The following is a 19309-nucleotide window of genomic DNA, read 5'->3' on the forward strand; positions in this document are numbered from 1 at the left end:
GAAAACCCGGCGCTGGCGCTAAACTCTGCGCCCCGACCTGCCGGCCCATGCGAGGCTCAAGCATGCAGTATCGCGATCTGCGCGACTTTATCAGCGGCCTGGAAAAACGTGGTGAGCTCAAGCGCGTCACGGCTGCTGTGTCTCCCGTCCTGGAAATGACCGAAATCTGTGACCGCACCTTGCGCAGGCGAGGCCCGGCACTGCTCTTCGAAAATCCGACCGGCTTCGATATGCCGGTGCTGGGCAATCTGTTCGGCACGCCGGGACGGGTGGCACTGGGCATGGGCGCCGAGGATGTCTCCGAGCTGCGCGAGATCGGCAAACTGCTGGCCTTTCTCAAGGAGCCGGAGCCGCCGAAGGGGCTGAAGGACGCCTGGAGCAAGCTGCCGATCTACAAGAAGGTCATCAGCATGGCGCCCAAGGTGCTCAAGGATGCGCCCTGTCAGGAAGTGATCGTCGAGGGCGACGACGTCGACCTGACGAAGATTCCGGTGCAGCACTGCTGGCCGGGGGACGCCGCGCCGCTGATCACCTGGGGCCTGACCATCACCAAGGGGCCGAACAAGGAACGGCAGAACCTCGGCATCTACCGTCAGCAGGTGATCGGCCGTAACAAGGTCATCATGCGCTGGCTGAGCCACCGCGGCGGAGCGCTGGATTTCCGCGAGTGGTGCGAGAAGTACCCTGATCGACCCTACCCGGTAGCGGTGGCGCTGGGTGCCGATCCGGCAACCATTCTCGGCGCGGTCACGCCGGTGCCCGATACGCTCTCCGAGTACGCCTTCGCCGGCCTGCTGCGCGGCTCGCGCACCGAGCTGGTCAAGGCCATCGGCTCCGAACTGCAGGTGCCGGCCTATGCCGAGATCGTCCTCGAAGGGCATATCCATCCCGGCGAGATGGCCGATGAGGGGCCCTACGGCGATCACACTGGCTACTACAACGAGGTGGACCGCTTCCCGGTGTTCACCGTCGAGCGCATCACCCACCGCAAGAATCCGATCTACCACAGCACCTATACCGGGCGTCCGCCGGATGAGCCGGCGATTCTCGGTGTGGCGCTGAACGAGGTGTTCGTGCCGATCCTGCAAAAGCAGTTCCCGGAGATCGTCGACTTCTATCTGCCGCCGGAAGGCTGCTCCTACCGCATGGCGGTGGTGACGATGAAGAAGCAGTATCCCGGCCACGCCAAGCGGGTGATGCTCGGCGTGTGGAGCTTTCTGCGGCAGTTCATGTACACCAAGTTCGTCATTGTCACCGATGATGACATCAATGCCCGCGACTGGAACGACGTGATCTGGGCCATCACCACGCGCATGGACCCCAAGCGCGACACGGTGATGATCGACAACACGCCGATCGACTACCTGGATTTCGCTTCACCGATCTCCGGGCTGGGCTCGAAGATGGGCCTGGATGCGACACACAAGTGGCCGGGCGAGACTAACCGTGAGTGGGGGCGGGCCATCGTCCAGGATCCGGCAGTAAAGCGGCGGGTCGATGAACTCTGGTCGCAGCTGGGTATCGACTGACATAACCGAAGAGGCGGGCCCGAGCCCGTCCGAAGCCTTGGCGGGTTATCCCGTTCACAGAAAAGACGTGCAGATGAAAGTGACCTTGCAGCCCTCCGGCGCCGTGCTCGATGTACGCCCCGGCGAACGCCTCCTCGATGCAGCCAAGCGGCTGGGCTACGAATGCCCGCAGAGCTGCCGCAACGGCAATTGTCATATCTGCGCCTCGCTGCTGGTCGAGGGCAGCGTGCGGCAGGCCGGCGAGGTGCGGGATCATGGCGAGCTGCTGGCCTGCCTGGCCGAGCCGCTGGAAGACTGTGTGTTGCTCTGGGATGGCGTGCTGGCACCCGGCGAGCTGCCGGTGCGCGAGCTGAGCTGTCAGATCAGCGGCTACGAGGATGTGGGTGGCGACGTGGTGCGCCTGCGCTTGCGCCTGCCGGCCGGGCGTCAGCCGCGCTACCACGCCGGACAGTACCTGTTGCTGCAGCGCGAGGACGGCGAATGGTCGGCCTTCTCCCTGGCGTCGGCGCCGGGCAGTGGCCGCGAGCTGGAACTGCACGTGCTGGCTCGCGAGGAGTCGGCCGTCGAACTGCTGGCCTTCCTGCGTCGCCAGGGCTTCGCCCGAATCCAGATGCCCTTCGGCGACACGCACCTGGCCGAGCTGCCGGAGGGGCCGCTGGTGCTGATCGCCGCCGGTACCGGCATGGCGCAGATGCACAGCCTGATCGAGTACTGCCGGGCTGCCGGTTTCCCGCATCCGGTGCATCTGTACTGGGGTGTGCGGCGGCCGGAGGATTTCTACCGATTGCCCCATTGGGAAGAGTGGCAGGGCATGAGCAATCTGCACCTGCACCGTGTGGTCAGCGACGTCTGCGGCTGGGAAGGACGCTGCGGCATGCTGCACGAGGCGATTCGCGAGGATTTCAGTGACCTCAAGCCGCTGCATATCTATGCCAGTGGCTCGCCGTCGATGGTGTACGGCACGCTGGATGCGCTGGTGGCCGCGGGGATGGACCCGCATCAGATGCGTGCCGATGTCTTCGCTTATGCGCCCCGGGAAAGCTGAGCGGAGCCCTCCCGCTAACTTAGAAAAACGCCGGGGCATGCCCGGCGTTTTATTGTCAGCGCGCTTGCCGTTGCTGCAGCAGTAGATTCTTGTAGCCGCTGGCGGCCAGCGTCTTCTGCGCAGCGTTTAGCTGCTCGCGGCTACCGAACGGGCCGACCAGCACCCGGTACCAGGGCTCGTCACGTACCTTGACGCTTTCCACCCGCACATCCTGGCCAAGCAGGATGATCTGTGCGCGTACCCGGTCGGCCTCCGCCTGTTGGCGGAACGAGCCGGCCTGCAGGAAGAACTGCGTCACCGGCGCCTTGGCCACGGTCGGTGGCGGCGGTGGCACCTGACCATTGAGCGCGGCCTGGGCGCGAGCCTCGTCGATCTTCGCCGCTTCTTCCGGTGTGACCGGCGCGCTCGGCGGCTCGGGCTGCTTGGCCTCCGGCGGCAGGATCACCTCGGACTCGGGCAGCAGGGTGTAGAAATCATACTTCGGCTTGGGTGGCTGCTCAGTGGCTGGCGTGCGCTTGGGCTGTTCCTTCACGGCGGTCTTGGGTGCTTCCTTGGCGCGTTTGACCTCTTCACCGCCCGGTTCGAGGCTCATCAGGAACATGATGAATCCGCCGATGACCAGGCCGCAGACCAGCCAGATCCAGCCAGGCACGGGCTGCTTGGCCGGCGCCTGGTAACGGCTGGCGCCCCGCTTGGGTGCGGCTTTCTTCCTTGCTGCCACTTACATGCGCTCCAGTGGTTCCAGGCCGAGGAGTTCCAGGCCCTGCTTGAGGGTACGGCCGGTCAAGGCAGCCAGGCGCAGGCGGCTCTGCTTTTGCGCATCCTGTTCGGCACTGAGAATCGGACAGTGCTCATAGAAACTGGAGAACAGCCCGGCCAGGTCGTAGAGGTAAGCGCATAGCAGATGCGGCTCGCCTTTTTCGCCCACACTGTTCAGCACTTCGCCGAACTGGGCGAGCTTGGCGGCCAGGGCGAGTTCCTGCTCAGCGTCCAGCTGGATATGTCCGCTGATCTCGTCGATACCCTTGCCCAGCTTGCGGAACACACTGGCCACGCGGGTGTAGGCATAGAGCAGGTAAGGTGCAGTGTTGCCTTCGAAGCTCAGCATCAGTTCGAAGTTGAAGCGGTAATCGCTGGTGCGATGCTTGGATAGGTCGGCGTACTTGACCGCGCTAATGCCCACCGCACGGGCGATCTGACGCAGCTCGGCCTCGTCGAGTTCGGGGTTCTTGCCCTTGACCAGGGCATAGGCGCGCTGCTCGGCTTCGTCGAGCAGGTCGATCAGCTTGACCGTGCCGCCATCGCGGGTCTTGAACGGGCGGCCGTCGGCGCCGTTCATGGTGCCGAAGCCCATGTGCTCCAGCTGCATGCCTTCATGGACGAAGCCTGCGCGGCGGGCCACTTCGAAGGCCATCTGGAAATGCAGGGCCTGGCGCTGATCGACGAAATACAACACGCGATCGGCGTGCAGCTGCTGGCTGCGATAGCGCATGGCGGCCAGGTCGGTGGTGGCGTAGAGATAGCCGCCACCGGCCTTCTGCACGATCACCGGCAGCGGGTTGCCTTCGGCGTTCTTGAATTCATCGAGGAAGACGCACTGGGCGCCATTGTCCTCGGTCAGCAGGCCTTTCTCGCGCAGGGCCTCGACGATGTCCGCCAGGTCGGCGTTGTAGGCACTTTCGCCCTTGACGTCAGCCGGGGTCAGCTTGACGTTGAGGCGGTCATAGATCTTCTGGCAATGCGACAGCGAGATATCGTTGAAGCGCGTCCAGAGGCTCAGGCACTGGGCATCACCCGCCTGCAGCTTGACCACCAGCTCACGGGCGCGATCGGCGAACTCGGGCGACTCGTCGAAGCGTTGCTTGGCGGCGCGGTAGAACTGCTCGAGGTCGGCCAGCTCGCTTTCCGCGGCGGCCGGCTTCTCCTCGAGGTAGGCCAGCAGCATGCCGAACTGGGTGCCCCAGTCGCCGACGTGGTTCTGCCGGATCACCTCGTCGCCGAGGAACTCCAGCACCCGGCCCACCGCATCGCCGATGATGGTGGAGCGCAAATGCCCGACATGCATCTCCTTGGCCAGGTTCGGCGAGGACAGGTCGATCACCACACGCTGCTTGGCGCTCGCCTTGTGCACCGCAAGTTGCGCATCGGCCAGCGCGGTTTCGAGGCGCTGGGCCAGGGCGTCGCTGTTCTGGAAGAAGTTGAGAAAGCCCGGGCCGGCGATCTCGACCTTGCTGATCTGCGCGTCCTGGGGCAACGCGGCGATGAGCTTCTCGGCCAGCTCCCGCGGTTTCATGCCGGCCGGCTTGGCCAGCATCATGGCGATGTTGCTGGCGAAGTCGCCGTGACTCTTGTCCTTGGTGTTTTCCACCTGGATCGCGGGCGTCAGTCCCTCCGGCAGCACGCCCTCGCTGGTCAGGCGGACTAGGGCTTGCTGGATCAGGTGGCGAATGCTGTCTTTCATGGTCGGCTCGGTCCGCAGGAAGTGCGCGAAAACCCGGCATTATCGGGGCGTGATGGGTGCGGCTTCAAGCCGTGTGGTTCGCGCTGCCGGAAAGTCATGGTTCCGACGGCATGATCAGAACAGATCGATCGGGTCGACATCCAGGCTCCAGCGCACGGCGCGTCCGCCGGGCAGCTGCTCGAGCAGCGGCACCCAGGCATCCATCAGACGATGCAGGGCTGCGCGGGCGTTGCCCTGCAGCAGCAACTGCGCCCGGTAGCGCCCGGCGCGACGCTCCATCGGCGCTGGCACCGGACCGAGCAGCTCGATGCCGCTGAGCGGCAGCTGCCCAAGCGTTTGCTCCGCCAGCGTGCAGGCCTCGTCGAGAAAGGACTCGGCCTGGCCGGGCTTCTGCGCTTCGGCGCGCAGCAATGCCAGGTGGCTGAAGGGCGGCAGGCCGGCCGCGCGCCGTTCGGACAGCGCCTGCTCGGCGAAGGCGAAATAGCCCTGGTCGGTCAGCTGCACCAGCAGCGGGTGATCGGCCAGGTGCGTCTGAATGATCACCTTGCCCGGCTCCTCCGCGCGTCCGGCGCGCCCGGCGACCTGCACGATCAGCTGAGCCATGCGTTCGCTGGCGCGGAAGTCGGCGGAAAACAGCCCGCCGTCGGCATCGAGAATCGCCACCAGGGTCACCCGGGGGAAATGGTGACCCTTGGCGAGCATCTGGGTGCCGACCAGCAGGCAGGGGTCGCCACGGTTGATGGTGGTGAACATCTTTTCCATCGCGCCCTTGCGCGCCGTGCTGTCGCGGTCGATGCGCAGCACCGGGTAATCCGGGAACAGGACGCCAAGCCGTTCTTCGGCGCGCTCGGTCCCGGCGCCGACCGGACGCAGGTCCACCTTGCCGCAATCGGGGCAGTTGCGCGGCGGGCGCTCGACGTGCCCGCAGTGGTGGCAGCGCAGTTCGTTGTGCCGCTGGTGCAGGGTCATGCGCGCATCGCAGCGTTGGCATTGGCTGAGCCAGCCGCAGTCGTGGCAGAGCAGGGTTGGGGCGAAGCCGCGGCGGTTGAGATAGACCAGTACCTGCTGTCCGGCTGCGAGCGTCTGGCCGATGGCCTGTTGCAGCGGGCCGGATATGCCGGCGTCCAGGGGGCGACTTTTCACATCCAGCCGCAGGAAGCGCGGCTGCTGGGCATTGCCGGCGCGCTGGCTCAGCTTGAGTAGCGCATAGCGTCCGCTGTGGGCGTTGTGCAGGCTTTCCAGAGAGGGCGTCGCCGAGCCGAGCACGATCGGCAGGTTTTCCTGGCGAGCACGGACCAGCGCCAGGTCGCGAGCGTGATAGCGCAGGCCTTCCTGCTGTTTATAGGAAGCGTCATGTTCCTCGTCGATGATGATCAGGCCGGGATTCTTCATCGGCGTGAACAGGGCTGAGCGGGTGCCGATGATGATGTCCGCTTCGCCATCGCGGGCCGCGAGCCAGGCATCGAGCCGCTCGCGGTCGTTGATGTTGGAGTGCAGCAGCGCGATCCGGGCATTGAAGCGCTGTTCGAAGCGGGCCAGTGTCTGCGGGCCCAGGTTGATTTCCGGAATCAGCACCAGGGCCTGCTTGCCGGCCGCGAGCACTCGATGGATCAGCTGCAGATAGACCTCGGTCTTGCCGCTGCCGGTGACGCCGGCCAGCAGGAAGGCCTGAAAACCACCAAGGCCGGCGCTGATCGCTTCGAACGCCGCGCGCTGCTGCGCATTCAGCGTCAGCTCGGCCTGCAGCAGCCAGCTGCCGCTGTGCTGTCGCGGCGGACTGCAGCGACGCGATTCGACTCGCACCAGGCCTTTTTCCAGCAGCAGATCGAGGCTGTCCTTGTTCAGTTGCAGTTTGCCCAACAGGGCATGGGGCAGGCCGTGGGCATGCTGCGCGATGATCTTCAGGGTTTCGCGCTGACGCGGAGCGCGCGACAGTCGGGGATCGTCCGGATTGGCGCCTTCCGCCAGGCGCCAGTAGCGTTCCAGACGGGCTTCGGCCGGTTCACCCTGGCGCAGCAGGACCGGCAGTGCCCAGCTCAGGGTGTCTCCCAGACTGTGCTGGTAATACTGGGCGGTCCACAGGCAAAGCTTGAACAGGGAGGGCGGCAGCGGCGGCGTGCTGTCCAGCAGCTCGATGGCCGGTCTGAGCTTTTCCAGCGGCACTTCGCTCTGATCGCTCAGCTCTACCAGCACACCGATGACCTCGCGCCGGCCGAACGGCACGCGCAGGCGCATGCCCGGCTGCAACGAGCCGGCAGTTGCGCCGTGCGGTGGCAGGTAGTCGAACAGGCGGCGCAGCGGCGAAGGCAGCGCCAGACGGAGGATGCAGGAAGGCACGCGGTGATCCTTGATAATGAGCGCCGATGGTAAACGATCGCGGCGCTCGCCGCCGTCCCATAGCGCGATCCGGGTGGCGGGACGCCGGTCGCCTGCGCTTGCATCACCTTTGTGCTCTGGTATGATTCGCGCCCTACTTCGTGCGGTACTCGACATAGGGTCGGGTGGCGGCACGCAATCCCAGAGGATTCACCATGAAAGCCGATATCCATCCGAACTACGTCGAAATCGAAGCCACCTGCAGCTGTGGCAACGTCATCAAGACCCGCTCCACCCTGGGCAAGAACCTGAACATCGACGTCTGCTCCGAGTGCCACCCGTTCTACACCGGCAAGCAGAAGGTGCTGGATACCGGCGGCCGTATCGATCGCTTCAAGCAGCGTTTCGGTGTGTTCGGCGCCAAGTAAGCCGACGCGGCGGGAATCCGATGAGGTTTTCCGAACACATGAAAAAGGCGTCCCTCGTGGGCGCCTTTTTCGTTTCTGTCTTCTACAGCCTGCAGGCCCTTGCGTTCTGTCCCTCGCCCGGGACACTGCCGCTGGTGGGCGTGGCAAAGGTGGTCGATGGCGATACGCTGCGTCTGGTCGATGGGCGAAGCGTGCGCCTGATCGGTATCAACACGCCGGAACTGGGGCGTGATGGGCGCAAGGCCGAGCCGTTCGCCGTGGCGGCGCAGCGCCGGTTGCGCGCGCTGGTCGAGGCCAGCAATGGGCGAGTGGGGCTGGTCCCCGGGCGCGAGTCAAAGGATCGCTACGGTCGTACCCTGGCCCACGCCTATGACGAGCAGGGCCGTAATCTGGAATCGGCCTTGCTGGCCGAGGGCCTTGGCCTGATGGTGGCGATCGCCCCTAACACGGCGCTGGTGGCTTGCCACCAGCGGGCCGAGCAGCAGGCGCGTCAATCTCGCCTGGGTGTCTGGCGCAAGTTGACGCCGCGTTCGACTCGCGCCGTGAGGCAGGGTGGGTTCGCCTTGTTGCAGGGGATGGTCGAGCGGGTCGAGCATAATCGCGGCGGCTACTGGCTGGAGATGGAGGGCCCGCTGGTGGTTCACATTCCGCCGCAGGCGTTCAGTGCCTTCGACCTGGCTCAATTACCCAGGCTTGCTGGCAAGACGCTCGAACCCAGAGGTTGGCTGGTAGATCGTCGCGGACGGACTGGGACAGGGCAGGCGCGCTGGATGTTGCGGGTTACCCATCCCGCAATGCTCGGGTTGTCACGCTGACCGGGCAGTCAGTGCTCTACCCGAAAAGTCGTATGGGTCTGGGCTTGACAGCCTGCTCCGCACGTTGGCTTGTGAGCGCGCTCGTTCTTGGCGTATGCTCGACCGCCTGTCTGTCCCAGTAAAAATAAGCGGAAATGCCACATGACTGACCTGAAAACTGCCGCGCTCGAATACCATGCCCAGCCCCGTCCGGGAAAGTTGAGCGTCGAGCTCACCAAGCCGACCGCCACCGCTCGTGACCTTTCTCTGGCCTATAGCCCAGGCGTCGCCGAGCCGGTTCGCGAAATCGCTCGCGATGCGGAACTGGCTTACCGCTACACCGGCAAGGGCAACCTGGTGGCGGTTATCTCCGATGGCACCGCTATTCTCGGTCTGGGTAATCTCGGTCCGCTGGCTTCCAAGCCGGTAATGGAAGGCAAGGGCGTTCTGTTCAAGCGCTTCGCGGGTGTCGACGTGTTCGACATCGAAGTCGACGCAGAGAGCCCGCAGGCCTTCATCGATACCGTCAAGCGCATCTCGATCACCTTCGGTGGCATCAACCTTGAAGACATCAAGGCGCCGGAGTGTTTCGAGATCGAGCGCGCGCTGATCGAGCAGTGCGACATCCCCGTCTTCCACGACGACCAGCACGGCACCGCCATCGTGACCGCGGCAGGCATGCTCAACGCACTGGAGATCGCCGGCAAGACGCTGGAGCAGGCGAAGATCGTCTGCCTTGGTGCCGGCGCTGCCGCTACCTCATGCATGAAGCTGCTGGTCAGCATGGGCGCGAAGATCGAAAACATCTTCATGATCGACCGCAAGGGCGTGATCCACGCCGGCCGCGACGACCTCAACCAGTACAAGGCCGTGTTCGCCCACGAAACCGACAAGCGCACCCTGGATGACGCGCTCGATGGTGCTGATGTCTTCGTCGGCCTGTCGGGTGCCAACCTGCTGAGCCCGGAAGGCCTCAAGCGCATGGCGGCCAATCCGGTCGTGTTCGCTTGCTCCAACCCGGATCCGGAGATCAGTCCTGAGCTGGCACATGCAACCCGTTCGGACGTGATCATGGCGACCGGTCGTTCCGATTACCCGAACCAGGTCAACAACGTCCTCGGCTTCCCGTTCATCTTCCGCGGTGCGCTGGACGTTCGTGCCAAGCGCATCAACGAAGAGATGAAGATCGCCGCCGCGCTGGCTCTTCGTGATCTGGCCAAGCTGCCGGTACCGGCCGAAGTTGCCGCTGCCTATGGTGTGGACAGCCTGGAGTTCGGTCGCGAGTACATCATTCCGAAGCCCATGGATCCGCGTCTGATCACGTTGGTATCGGATGCCGTGGCCAAGGCGGCGATCGAGAGTGGTGTGGCCACGCTGCCATACCCATCGCACTATCCGCTGCAGTCGGTCGGCGATGTGTTCAACGGCTGATTCGCTCTGAAAAAGAAAAACCCCGCCGAGGCGGGGTTTTTTTTGGCTGCGAAGTCCGCCTCTGGATCAGAACAGATCGAGTGGCGCGGCTTCGTCAGCGGGCAGCGGGCTGCCCGGCGCCTGGTAGCCAGGATCGAACTCGCCCATCGGCGGTGGTGAGTCTTCGCTCTTGAACACTTCGAAGTACGCATCGGGTGTGTTGGGCGTGGCAGCCCGGCCGCTGACAGGATCGATCCGCAGCTTGAGCAGTCCGTCGGGCTCAGCCGGAGGATGCTCAGGCATGTCCTTGAGCACGGCGCTCATGTAATTCATCCAGATCGGCAGCGCGACCGTTCCGCCATACTCGTTGCGTCCGAGGCTTTGCGGTTGATCGAAGCCAGCCCAAACGGTGGTGACGAGGTCGGCGTTGTAGCCGGAGAACCAGCTGTCGATGGAGTCGTTGGTCGTGCCCGTCTTGCCGGCGATGTCGTCACGGCCCATGGCTAGCGCGCGGCGCCCGGTGCCTCGTTTGATCACATCCTGCAGCATGCTGGTCATGATGTAGGCGGTGCGTTCGTCGAGTACCTGTTCGGCAAAGCGCGGCGCGGCTGGCATTTGTTCACCGTCCGCGATGTCCGGGCTGCTCTGCACCGGATGGACCTCGACATCTGCAGTCTGCGTTTCTCGCGGCGGGACGCGTGCCGGATTGGCTTCGAACAGCAGGTTGCCCTCGCGATCCTCGATGCGCTGGATCAGGTAGGGCTCGATCTTGTAGCCGCCGTTGGCGAAGGTGGTCCAGCCGGTGGCGATTTCCATTGGCGTGAGCGTTGCCGTGCCTAGCGCCAGGGAAAGATTTCGCGGCAGGTCCTGCGCGTTGAAGCCGAAGCGAGTGATGTAGTTGATGGTGTAGTCGACCCCCATGGTCTGCAGCAGCCGAATCGACACCAGGTTCCTGGACTTGTACAGCGCTTCGCGCATGCGGATCGGCCCCAGGAATGTGTTGTTGTCGTTCTTCGGTCGCCAGATGCGGTCCATGCCCTGCTCTACGAACACGATGGGCGAGTCGTTGACCAGGCTCGCCGCGGTGTAACCGGCGTCCAGCGCGGCGCTATAAATGAACGGCTTGAAGCTGGATCCCGGCTGGCGCTTGGCCTGGATGGCACGGTTGTAATTGCTCTGGCCGAAGGAGAAACCGCCCGCCAGCGCTTCGATCGAACCATCCTCAGGGTCGAGCGAAACCAGTGCCGCTTGTGCCTGCGGAACCTGGCTGAACACGGCGGCTTCGTCCTGCCAGCGAATGCGCACCACGTCTCCCACCTTCACCACGTCCGCCGGACGCTGCGGGCGAGGCCCCATGCTATTGATGCCGAGGTACGGCCGGGCCCACTTCATGCTATCCCAGCTCACCGTGTGTTCCTGACCATCGCGGGTGATGACGAGGATTCCACTGGTCTCTACCTGGGTGACCGCGGCAGGCTGCAGGCCGGAAAGGCTTCGGTACTTGGCAAGTTCTTGAAGCCAGGTATCGCGGGGCGCGTTGGCCAGATTGGCTTCCGGCCCCCGATAGCCATGGCGCTGGTCGTACTCGATCAGTCCGCTGTTCAGTGCATTATTGGCCGCGATCTGGCGCTCGCTGGAAACCGTCGTGTAGACCCTGAAGCCATCCGTGTAGGCGGCGCTGCCGAAGCGGCCGACCATTTCTGCGCGTGCCATCTCGGCGATATAGGAGGCGTCGAGCTCCGGCTTTGCTCCGTGGTACCGAGCGGTCTCAGGTTCGGCCAGGGCCTGCCGATAGCTTGATTCATCCAGGGAGCCAAGGCGATACATGCGACCGAGGATCCAATCCCGTCGCTCCTTGCTGCGCGCCGGATTGACCAATGGGTTGAATGCGGATGGGGCCTTCGGCAGGCCGGCGATCATCGCCAGCTGGGCAACGCTCAGCTCGGAGATGGGCTTGCCGTAATAGACCTGAGCGGCGGCCTCGATTCCATAGGCGCGATTGCCGAGGTAGATCTTGTTGACGTACAGCTCGAGGATCTCGTTTTTGCTCAGCTCTCGCTCGATCTGCAGGGCCAGCAAAATTTCGTTGATTTTGCGTGAAAAGCTCCGCTCACTGGTCAGGAAGTAATTCTTTGCAACCTGCATGGTGATGGTGCTGCCACCGGTCTGAATCTGCCCGCTTTTCAATAATTGCGTGGCAGCGCGCATCAGGCCGGTTATGTCGACGCCATAATGATTGGCGAAATTGTCATCCTCCGCGGCAAGCAGCGCGTGGATGAAGGCTTGCGGTATGTCGTCGAAGCGAATGGGCGAGCGCCGCATCTCGCCAAACTCTGCGATCAGCTTGTCATCGGCGCTGTAGACTCGCAGCGGGATCTGGAGCTGGATGCTGCGAAGGGAATCGACCGAGGGCAGGTTAGGGCTGAGGTAGAGAAATGCACCGCTGATGCTGAGCAACAGGGCGCAAAAAACTGCGAAGCACGACCAGATAAGAAATTTCAAAAAACGCATCGGGGTTCTTGGAATCCAGGATTTGGGAGGGGGAGCGGCGACGATGCTGAAAGGGAAAACCGTTCACATTATATGCGCTTTTTTTGCCGGGTAGCCATTTGCGCTTCTGTCAAGGCTGTTATCTAATGTGGATAAACATAATTAATCCGTAAGTTGCGGATAAAGATAGGAAATCGGTCGTGCTAGGGCTCTTCACTAAGAAAGCGAACACGCTGCTTGGGATCGATATCAGTTCGACCTCAGTCAAGCTCCTCGAATTAAGTCGATCGGGTAATCGGTACCGCGTCGAGGCTTATGCCGTCGAGCCGCTACCACCGAATGCCGTCGTCGAAAAGAATATCGCCGAACTTGAGGGTGTCGGTCAGGCCCTGCAGCGAGTCGTTGCCAAGGCCAAGACCGGCTGCAAGTCCGCTGTTGTCGCTGTCTCCGGGTCTGCCGTCATCACAAAGATGATTGAAATGGATGCCGGGCTTTCTGATGAAGAGCTCGAGAACCAGCTCAAGATCGAGGCGGATCAGTACATCCCCTACCCACTGGAGGAAGTCGCGATCGACTTCGAGGTGCAAGGTCCTGCGCCTCGCGCGCCTGGCAGGGTAGAAGTTCTCCTCGCCGCTTGCCGTAAAGAGAATGTCGAGATCCGTGAAGCCGCGCTGGCCTTGGCCGGGCTTACCGCCAAAGTGGTGGATGTCGAGGCCTATGCGCTTGAGCGCTCCTATGGGTTGCTCGCTTCACAGCTGGGTACAGCGCACGGCGAGCTGACCGTTGCCGTCGTCGATATCGGCGCGACCATGACAACCCTGAGCGTGCTGCATAACGGGCGTACCATCTACACGCGCGAGCAGCTGTTCGGTGGTCGCCAACTGACCGAAGAGATCCAGCGCCGCTACGGTCTGTCTCAGGAAGAAGCCGGCCTTGCCAAGAAGCAAGGCGGTCTCCCAGATGACTACGACAGTGAAGTCCTGCTTCCGTTCAAGGAGGCGGTGGTGCAGCAGGTATCCCGCTCGTTGCAGTTCTTCTTCGCTGCAGGGCAGTTCCACGACGTCGACTGCATCCTGCTCGCGGGCGGGACGGCCTCCATTCCAGGTCTCGATCACATGATTCAGCAAAAGATCGGAACGCAAACTCTAGTGGCTAATCCTTTCGCCGATATGGCTTTGAGCGGCAAGGTGAACGCCGGGGCGCTGGCCAGCGATGCGCCTGCATTAATGATTGCATGCGGTTTGGCGCTGAGGAGCTTTGACTGATGGCTCAGATCAACCTACTTCCTTGGCGTGAACAGCTGCGGGAAGAGCGTAAGCAGCGCTTTCTGGCTTCCCTCATGGGCGTACTTGTCGTCGCTGCCGGATTGGTATTCCTAGGCGATCGCTATTTTCAGGGTGCGATCGAGCATCAGAATGCGAGGAACGAGTTCATCAAAAAAGAAATTGCAGTTCTGGATGCTCGGATCGCGGAAATCAAAGAGTTGAAGGAGCGTCGCCAGCAACTTCTGGAGCGAATGAAGATTATTCAGGATCTTCAGGGGAATCGCCCCATCATTGGCCGGGTATTCGATCAGCTCGTTAGAACGCTGCCCGAAGGTGTTTATTTCACGTCGCTCAAAATGACCGGAAAGAACATCGCGATCGTTGGTGCTGCTGAATCGAACAATCGGGTTTCAAACCTCATGCGTAATCTCGACGGCTCCGATTGGCTTGAAGCGCCGAATCTGAACGAGGTGAAGGCGGTTACTGCGGGGGCCGTCGATCAGGAAAATGTCTTCCAGTTGACAGTGCAGCAGACCCAGCCGGGCGCATCTACGGAAGGAGCTAAGCCATGAGTCTGGCTGAGTCGTTGGAAAGTCTTCGCAAGGTTGATCTTGCCGATCTGGATTTGAATAACCTGGGATCGTGGCCAGCGCCGGTTAAATTTATTACTGGTGTGATAGTGCTCGCGGCAGTGCTCGGCCTGGGGTATTACTTTCACTTGCAGGATCTGCAGTTGCAACTCGAGCAGCACCGTGCTCAAGAGGTAACTCTAAAACAACAGTTTTCAACCAAGGCGTTTCAGGCCGCTAACCTGGAAGCTTACAAAGAGCAGATGGCCGAAATGGAAACATCATTCGGTGCGCTGCTTCGACAGCTGCCAAGCGATACCGAGGTCCCGGGGCTGCTGGAAGACATCACTCGTACTGGTTTAGGTAGCGGGTTGGAGTTCGAGGAGATCAAGTTGCAGCCCGAAGTGGCTCAGCAGTTCTATATCGAACTGCCGATCAATATCAAGGTCATTGGCGGCTATCACGACCTGGCGACATTCGTAAGCGGCGTATCAAGTCTTCCGCGAATAGTTACGCTGCATGATTTCGAGATACTTCCCGAAAAGGGTGAAGCTGCTACATCGAAATTGCGCATGAGCATCGTTGCCAAGACTTATCGCTATAACGACAAGGGGCTGCAGAAATGAAGGGGGGGCGACTGACTGCGCTGGGTCTGACCCTGGCGGTGCTTTCGGGCTGCAGTGGCAGTTCTGACTTCAACGACCTACAGCAGTATATGGATGAGGTGAGAACCAAGCCGAAGGGCACGATCGAACCTCTGCCGGCCTTCATCCCTTATGAGGCGTTCACCTATAGCGCAGCAGCGTTGCGTCATCCATTCCAGCCGCCCGTGAAGCTTGACTTGGCGCAGCGGCAGCGAGGGTCGAAGGACATCCAGCCCGACGAGTCACGAGTCAAGCAGTTTCTCGAGGGGTTCAATATCGAGAACTTTTCCATGGTCGGCACGCTGGCCAATGGAGGTGGCCGGTATGCGCTGATCAAGGGGGGCGATGGTGTTCACCGGGTCAAGATTGGCGATTACCTGGGGCGTAACCACGGGCGCATCGTCGAAATCAGCGAGGCCGCAGTGGATGTGGTTGAAATCGTCCCTGATGGAGAGGGTGGGTGGCTTGAGCGCCCGCGCAGTCTGACCTTGAAAGAGCGCACCTAGCGCGGGGCAAAAGAATGGAAAACCTTTACCGGTCTGCACAACGGAAGCAATTTATGAACACTACCCTTTCTCGCCTGGGCGTATCTCTGCTGGCGGCATTTATTTCGCCAGCACTGCTGGCGGCCAATCTCAACGCCTTGGATGTGGCTGCTTTGCCGGGCGATCGGGTTGAGTTGAAACTGGCATTTGACGAGCCTGTCGCGTCACCTCGTGGCTACACGCTGGATCAGCCCGCGCGCATTGCCCTGGATCTTCCAGGCGTATCCAACAACCTGGGGGCCAAAAATCGGGAGCTGGGCGTTGGTAATGCACGCAGCGTAACGGTCGTCGAGGCTCAAGGGCGCACCCGGCTCATCGTCAATCTGACCGCGCTTGTTCCGTATTCCACTCGAGTGGACGGGAACAATCTGTTTGTCGTGCTGGGAGAAAGTTCGGGAGCGGCCAACCCTGTGTCTGCATCCGCCGCGATCACTGCTCCGCTTGTCAAGCCAGCCCCGGTAAAGCCGTTTGCGGCCGGCAAGGCGATCGACAATATCGATTTTCGCCGCGGTGAGGATGGTGCCGGAAACGTGGTAATCACACTGTCCGATCCGTCGGTAGGTTCGACTATCGAAGAGCAGGGTGGAAAGATCCGCGTTGTGTTCGCCAAGGCGGAGCTGCCTGAAGCACTGCGTGTTCGGCTCGACGTCCAGGATTTTGCTACGCCGGTGAAGTTTGTCGACTCGACCGCTCAGGCAGGCGGCGCCAGTATCGCCATCGAGCCTACAGGGCGATACGATTATCTCGCCTATCAGACAGACAACAAGCTGACCATCAGCGTAAAGCCCCTTACAGAAGAAGAGGCCGATAAGCGCAAGACAGACCGTTTTGCCTATTCCGGTGAAAAACTGTCGCTGAACTTCCAGGATATTGATGTTCGTTCCGTACTCCAGTTGATCGCTGATTTTACTGACCTGAACTTGGTTGCCAGCGACACCGTCAGTGGCAACATCACCCTTCGTTTGCAGAACGTGCCTTGGGACCAAGCGCTCGATCTGGTTTTGAAAACCAAGGGGCTGGATAAGCGGCAAGTAGGGAACGTGCTGCTCGTTGCGCCAGCTGACGAAATCGCTGCGCGTGAGCGCCAAGAGCTCGAGTCGCAGCGCCAGATTGCCGAGCTTGCACCGTTGCGTCGTGAGGTCGTGCAAGTCAACTATGCCAAGGCTGCGGACATTGCTCGCCTGTTCCAGTCAGTGACGAGCAACGGCGCCGTTGCAGAGGATCGTGGCTCTATAGCGGTGGATGATCGCACCAATAACATCATCGCTTATCAAACGCAGGAGCGACTTGACGAGCTGCGTCGCATCGTCGCTCAGCTCGACATTCCTGTGCGGCAAGTGATGATTGAGGCGCGCATTGTTGAGGCGAATGTGGGCTACGACAAAGCGCTTGGGGTTCGTTGGGGGGGGAGCTACACCAACGACAGCTGGGGCTTGTATGGCAAGGACGGTGCCATCGGCCGTGATGAAGATAGCGGTCGATATCTTCTCCCAGGTACAGACAAAGTCGGCAATTTTAAGCTTGAAGATGCGTTGGCCCCGGTTCCATTTGTCGATCTAGGAGTGCTTAACAGCACCGCCGGCATTGGGATCGGCTATGTCTCGGACCATGGAATCCTGGACCTTCAATTGTCGGCTATGGAGAAAACCGGTAACGGTGAAATCGTCTCCCAGCCAAAGGTGGTTACTGCGGATAAAGAAACGGCCAAGATCTTGAAAGGTGCGGAAATCCCCTACCAAGAAGCCAGTTCGAGTGGCGCAACGTCGACATCCTTCAAGGAGGCAGCTCTTTCGCTTGAGGTGACGCCGCAGATCACGCCGGACAACCGCATTATCATGGAGGTCAAGGTCACCAAGGATGCCCCTGATTTTGCTAACGCTCTGAATGGCGTGCCGCCGATCAACAAGAACGAAGTCAACGCCAAAGTTCTTGTTACCGACGGAGAAACAATCGTCATCGGTGGTGTATTCTCCAACAGCCAGATCAGCAGCATTGAAAAAGTGCCGTTTCTGGGCGACGTTCCGTTCGTTGGTCGCCTCTTCCGACGGGACATCGTGGAAGATAAAAAATCCGAGCTTCTGGTCTTCTTGACCCCTAGAATCCTCAACTACCGAGCGGTCGCCGTGGGCCAGTAATCGTTGCACAACTTCATCCTCATAGGCCCGATGGGAGCTGGTAAAAGCACCATCGGGCGCTTGCTTGCCAAAGAGCTGCGTCTGCCATTCAAGGATTCCGACAAGGAAATCGAGCAGCGGACCGGCGCCAGCATTCCTCTGATTTTCGATGTAGAGGGTGAGGCCGGTTTTCGCGAGCGTGAACGTGCAGTGATCGCCGATCTTTGTCAGCAGGACGGGGTGGTGCTCGCTACGGGTGGGGGCGCGGTGTTGCGCGAGGACAATCGCAAGGCACTTCGCTCCGGTGGTCGCGTCGTCTATCTCTGCACTTCTGTCGATCAGCAGCTCGAGCGCACGTCGCGCGACCGCAATCGTCCGTTGCTGCAGGCAAGCGATCCCCGTACCGTTCTTGCTGGGCTCATGGCTATTCGCGACCCGCTGTACCGCTCCATTGCGGATATCATCATCGAGACAGACGAGCGTCCGCCGCGGCTGGTGGTCATGGAAATTCTCGATAGGCTCGCTTCATTGCCTCCCCGTGAAAGCCAGGATGAATCTGCGCTATCCTAGCCCCCTTTATTGTTGGGGGCCCCATGCAGACTCTTCAGGTCGATCTCGGCGAGCGTAGCTATCCCATTCATATCGGCGAGCGATTGATCGATCGCAGCGATCTTTTTGCAAGCAAGATTCGCGGCCGCCAAGTCGCCATCGTGACCAATGAAACGGTTGCGCCACTGTACCTCGATCGTCTGACGAGCACGCTTTCCGGCTATTCCGTTACCCCCATAATCCTGCCTGATGGCGAAAGCCACAAAAATTGGGAGACGCTTCAGCTTATTTTCGACGCACTGCTCGGTGCTCGGCACGATCGCAATACAACGGTCGTGGCGTTGGGCGGCGGCGTCATCGGCGACATGGCGGGATTCGCGGCCGCCAGCTACCAGCGTGGTGTGGACTTCATCCAGGTGCCGACCACGCTTCTCTCGCAAGTGGACTCCTCGGTCGGTGGCAAGACCGGCATCAACCACCCGCTGGGCAAGAACATGATCGGCGCGTTCTACCAGCCTCGTGCGGTGGTCATCGATACCGCCACGTTGGCGACGTTGCCGTCTCGCGAGCTGTCTGCAGGGCTGGCTGAAGTCATCAAGTACGGGCTGATCTGCGACGAGCCCTTCCTGACCTGGCTCGAAGCCAATATCGATCGGATTCGCTCGCTGGATTCACTGGCGCTGACCGAGGCGATCCACCGTTCCTGCGCAGCCAAGGCCAAGGTGGTCAATGCGGACGAGCGAGAATCGGGTGTGCGCGCCACCCTCAACCTGGGCCATACCTTTGGCCACGCCATAGAGACCCATATGGGTTATGGGGTCTGGCTGCATGGTGAGGCGGTATCGGCGGGAACCGTGATGGCGCTTGAGATGTCCTCTCAGCTCGGCTGGATCGGCCAGGCGGATCGTGATCGCGCCATCCGGCTTTTGCAGCGAGCCGGGCTGCCGGTGGTGCCTCCTGCCGAGATGCAGCCGCAAGATTTCCTTGAGCACATGGCGGTGGACAAGAAGGTCCTGGATGGTCGTCTCCGTCTCGTGCTGCTTCGGCAGATGGGGGAGGCGGTTGTCACAGGCGACTTCCCTCGCGGCGTGCTCGAAACCACCTTGAGCGCCGATTACGGTGTTATGACGGAACACTTGGGAGCGTAAGA

General features: G+C 61.5%; 16 protein-coding genes. 12 read left to right on the forward strand and 4 right to left on the reverse strand.

From position 1 onward, the window contains the following. Positions 1-62 precede the first annotated feature (62 nt). Positions 63-1529: a 4-hydroxy-3-polyprenylbenzoate decarboxylase gene (ubiD, locus tag PSTAB_RS02895; protein WP_013981644.1), complete on the forward strand. Its 1467-nt coding sequence runs from the start codon at positions 63-65 to the stop codon at positions 1527-1529. A gap of 73 nt (positions 1530-1602) precedes the next feature. Continuing rightward, on the forward strand, positions 1603-2574 hold the full coding sequence (locus tag PSTAB_RS02900; RefSeq protein ID WP_013981645.1) for a CDP-6-deoxy-delta-3,4-glucoseen reductase: 972 nt from the start codon (positions 1603-1605) through the stop codon (positions 2572-2574). Between the two features lie 55 nt (positions 2575-2629). On the opposite strand, the gene PSTAB_RS02905 is transcribed toward PSTAB_RS02900, so the two are convergent. From PSTAB_RS02905 to PSTAB_RS02915, 3 genes are all read right to left on the reverse strand, one after another. Beyond that, complete coding sequence (locus PSTAB_RS02905; RefSeq protein ID WP_011911779.1) at positions 2630-3295, reverse strand: SPOR domain-containing protein; 666 nt, start codon at positions 3293-3295, stop codon at positions 2630-2632. Next, complete coding sequence (gene argS, locus PSTAB_RS02910; RefSeq protein ID WP_013981646.1) at positions 3296-5035, reverse strand: arginine--tRNA ligase; 1740 nt, start codon at positions 5033-5035, stop codon at positions 3296-3298. Positions 5036-5149: 114 nt separating this feature from the next. Next, complete coding sequence (locus tag PSTAB_RS02915; RefSeq protein WP_013981647.1) at positions 5150-7372, reverse strand: primosomal protein N'; 2223 nt, start codon at positions 7370-7372, stop codon at positions 5150-5152. 194 nt (positions 7373-7566) lie between these two features. On the opposite strand from PSTAB_RS02915, the gene rpmE reads away from it, so the two are divergent. The 3 genes from rpmE to PSTAB_RS02930 all read left to right on the forward strand — a co-directional run bounded on the left by rpmE (position 7567) and on the right by PSTAB_RS02930 (position 10004). Next, entirely contained in the window at positions 7567-7779 is a 213-nt protein-coding gene (gene rpmE, locus PSTAB_RS02920) for a 50S ribosomal protein L31 (RefSeq protein ID WP_003301052.1), read from the forward strand. A gap of 20 nt (positions 7780-7799) precedes the next feature. Further along, a complete protein-coding gene (locus PSTAB_RS02925; RefSeq protein ID WP_013981648.1) occupies positions 7800-8594 on the forward strand; it encodes a thermonuclease family protein in 795 nt (264 codons plus the stop codon). A 141-nt stretch (positions 8595-8735) separates the two neighbouring features. Beyond that, entirely contained in the window at positions 8736-10004 is a 1269-nt protein-coding gene (locus PSTAB_RS02930; protein ID WP_011911783.1) for a malic enzyme-like NAD(P)-binding protein, read from the forward strand. A gap of 66 nt (positions 10005-10070) precedes the next feature. Here PSTAB_RS02930 and PSTAB_RS02935 read toward each other — a convergent pair whose 3' ends face one another. After that, a complete protein-coding gene (locus PSTAB_RS02935; RefSeq protein WP_013981649.1) occupies positions 10071-12494 on the reverse strand; it encodes a penicillin-binding protein 1A in 2424 nt (807 codons plus the stop codon). 179 nt (positions 12495-12673) lie between these two features. On the opposite strand from PSTAB_RS02935, the gene PSTAB_RS02940 reads away from it, so the two are divergent. From PSTAB_RS02940 to aroB, 7 genes are read left to right on the forward strand one after another with little or no spacing between them, the layout of a single operon-like run. Further along, positions 12674-13738 (forward strand): pilus assembly protein PilM, encoded by a 1065-nt coding sequence (locus tag PSTAB_RS02940; RefSeq protein WP_013981650.1) that lies wholly within the window; start codon positions 12674-12676, stop codon positions 13736-13738. Beyond that, a complete protein-coding gene (gene pilN / locus PSTAB_RS02945; protein WP_013981651.1) occupies positions 13738-14310 on the forward strand; it encodes a type 4a pilus biogenesis protein PilN in 573 nt (190 codons plus the stop codon). The genes PSTAB_RS02940 and pilN overlap by 1 nt, the downstream gene beginning before the upstream one ends. Beyond that, positions 14307-14933, forward strand: a complete 627-nt coding sequence (gene pilO, locus PSTAB_RS02950; protein ID WP_017244292.1) for a type 4a pilus biogenesis protein PilO — start codon at positions 14307-14309, stop codon at positions 14931-14933. Before pilN ends, pilO begins: the two co-directional genes overlap by 4 nt. Continuing rightward, positions 14930-15457 (forward strand): type 4a pilus biogenesis lipoprotein PilP, encoded by a 528-nt coding sequence (gene pilP, locus PSTAB_RS02955; protein WP_013981653.1) that lies wholly within the window; start codon positions 14930-14932, stop codon positions 15455-15457. Before pilO ends, pilP begins: the two co-directional genes overlap by 4 nt. A gap of 53 nt (positions 15458-15510) precedes the next feature. Next, positions 15511-17631 (forward strand): type IV pilus secretin PilQ, encoded by a 2121-nt coding sequence (gene pilQ, locus PSTAB_RS02960; protein WP_013981654.1) that lies wholly within the window; start codon positions 15511-15513, stop codon positions 17629-17631. Between the two features lie 3 nt (positions 17632-17634). Continuing rightward, a complete protein-coding gene (aroK, locus tag PSTAB_RS02965) occupies positions 17635-18180 on the forward strand; it encodes a shikimate kinase AroK (RefSeq protein WP_080564967.1) in 546 nt (181 codons plus the stop codon). Positions 18181-18203: 23 nt separating this feature from the next. Continuing rightward, the gene (aroB, locus tag PSTAB_RS02970) at positions 18204-19307 is read left to right on the forward strand and encodes a 3-dehydroquinate synthase (protein WP_013981656.1); all 1104 of its coding nucleotides are present in this window, start codon (positions 18204-18206) and stop codon (positions 19305-19307) included. The last annotated feature ends 2 nt before the right edge of the window (positions 19308-19309 follow it).

The sequence above is a fragment of the Stutzerimonas stutzeri genome (assembly GCF_000219605.1).
Classification (GTDB): Bacteria; Pseudomonadota; Gammaproteobacteria; order Pseudomonadales; family Pseudomonadaceae; genus Stutzerimonas; species Stutzerimonas stutzeri.

Bases quoted from the DNA above. Each gene is read 5' to 3' on its own strand.
- ubiD (WP_013981644.1), top strand. From the start codon at position 63: ATGCAGTATCGCGATCTGCGCGACTTTATCAGCGGCCTGGAAAAACGT.
- PSTAB_RS02900 (WP_013981645.1), top strand. From the start codon at position 1,603: ATGAAAGTGACCTTGCAGCCCTCCGGCGCCGTGCTCGATGTACGCCCC.
- argS (WP_013981646.1), bottom strand. From the start codon at position 5,035: ATGAAAGACAGCATTCGCCACCTGATCCAGCAAGCCCTAGTCCGCCTG.
- rpmE (WP_003301052.1), top strand. From the start codon at position 7,567: ATGAAAGCCGATATCCATCCGAACTACGTCGAAATCGAAGCCACCTGC.
- PSTAB_RS02925 (WP_013981648.1), top strand. From the start codon at position 7,800: ATGAGGTTTTCCGAACACATGAAAAAGGCGTCCCTCGTGGGCGCCTTT.
- PSTAB_RS02930 (WP_011911783.1), top strand. From the start codon at position 8,736: ATGACTGACCTGAAAACTGCCGCGCTCGAATACCATGCCCAGCCCCGT.
- PSTAB_RS02935 (WP_013981649.1), bottom strand. From the start codon at position 12,494: ATGCGTTTTTTGAAATTTCTTATCTGGTCGTGCTTCGCAGTTTTTTGC.
- pilN (WP_013981651.1), top strand. From the start codon at position 13,738: ATGGCTCAGATCAACCTACTTCCTTGGCGTGAACAGCTGCGGGAAGAG.
- pilO (WP_017244292.1), top strand. From the start codon at position 14,307: ATGAGTCTGGCTGAGTCGTTGGAAAGTCTTCGCAAGGTTGATCTTGCC.
- pilP (WP_013981653.1), top strand. From the start codon at position 14,930: ATGAAGGGGGGGCGACTGACTGCGCTGGGTCTGACCCTGGCGGTGCTT.
- pilQ (WP_013981654.1), top strand. From the start codon at position 15,511: ATGAACACTACCCTTTCTCGCCTGGGCGTATCTCTGCTGGCGGCATTT.
- aroB (WP_013981656.1), top strand. From the start codon at position 18,204: ATGCAGACTCTTCAGGTCGATCTCGGCGAGCGTAGCTATCCCATTCAT.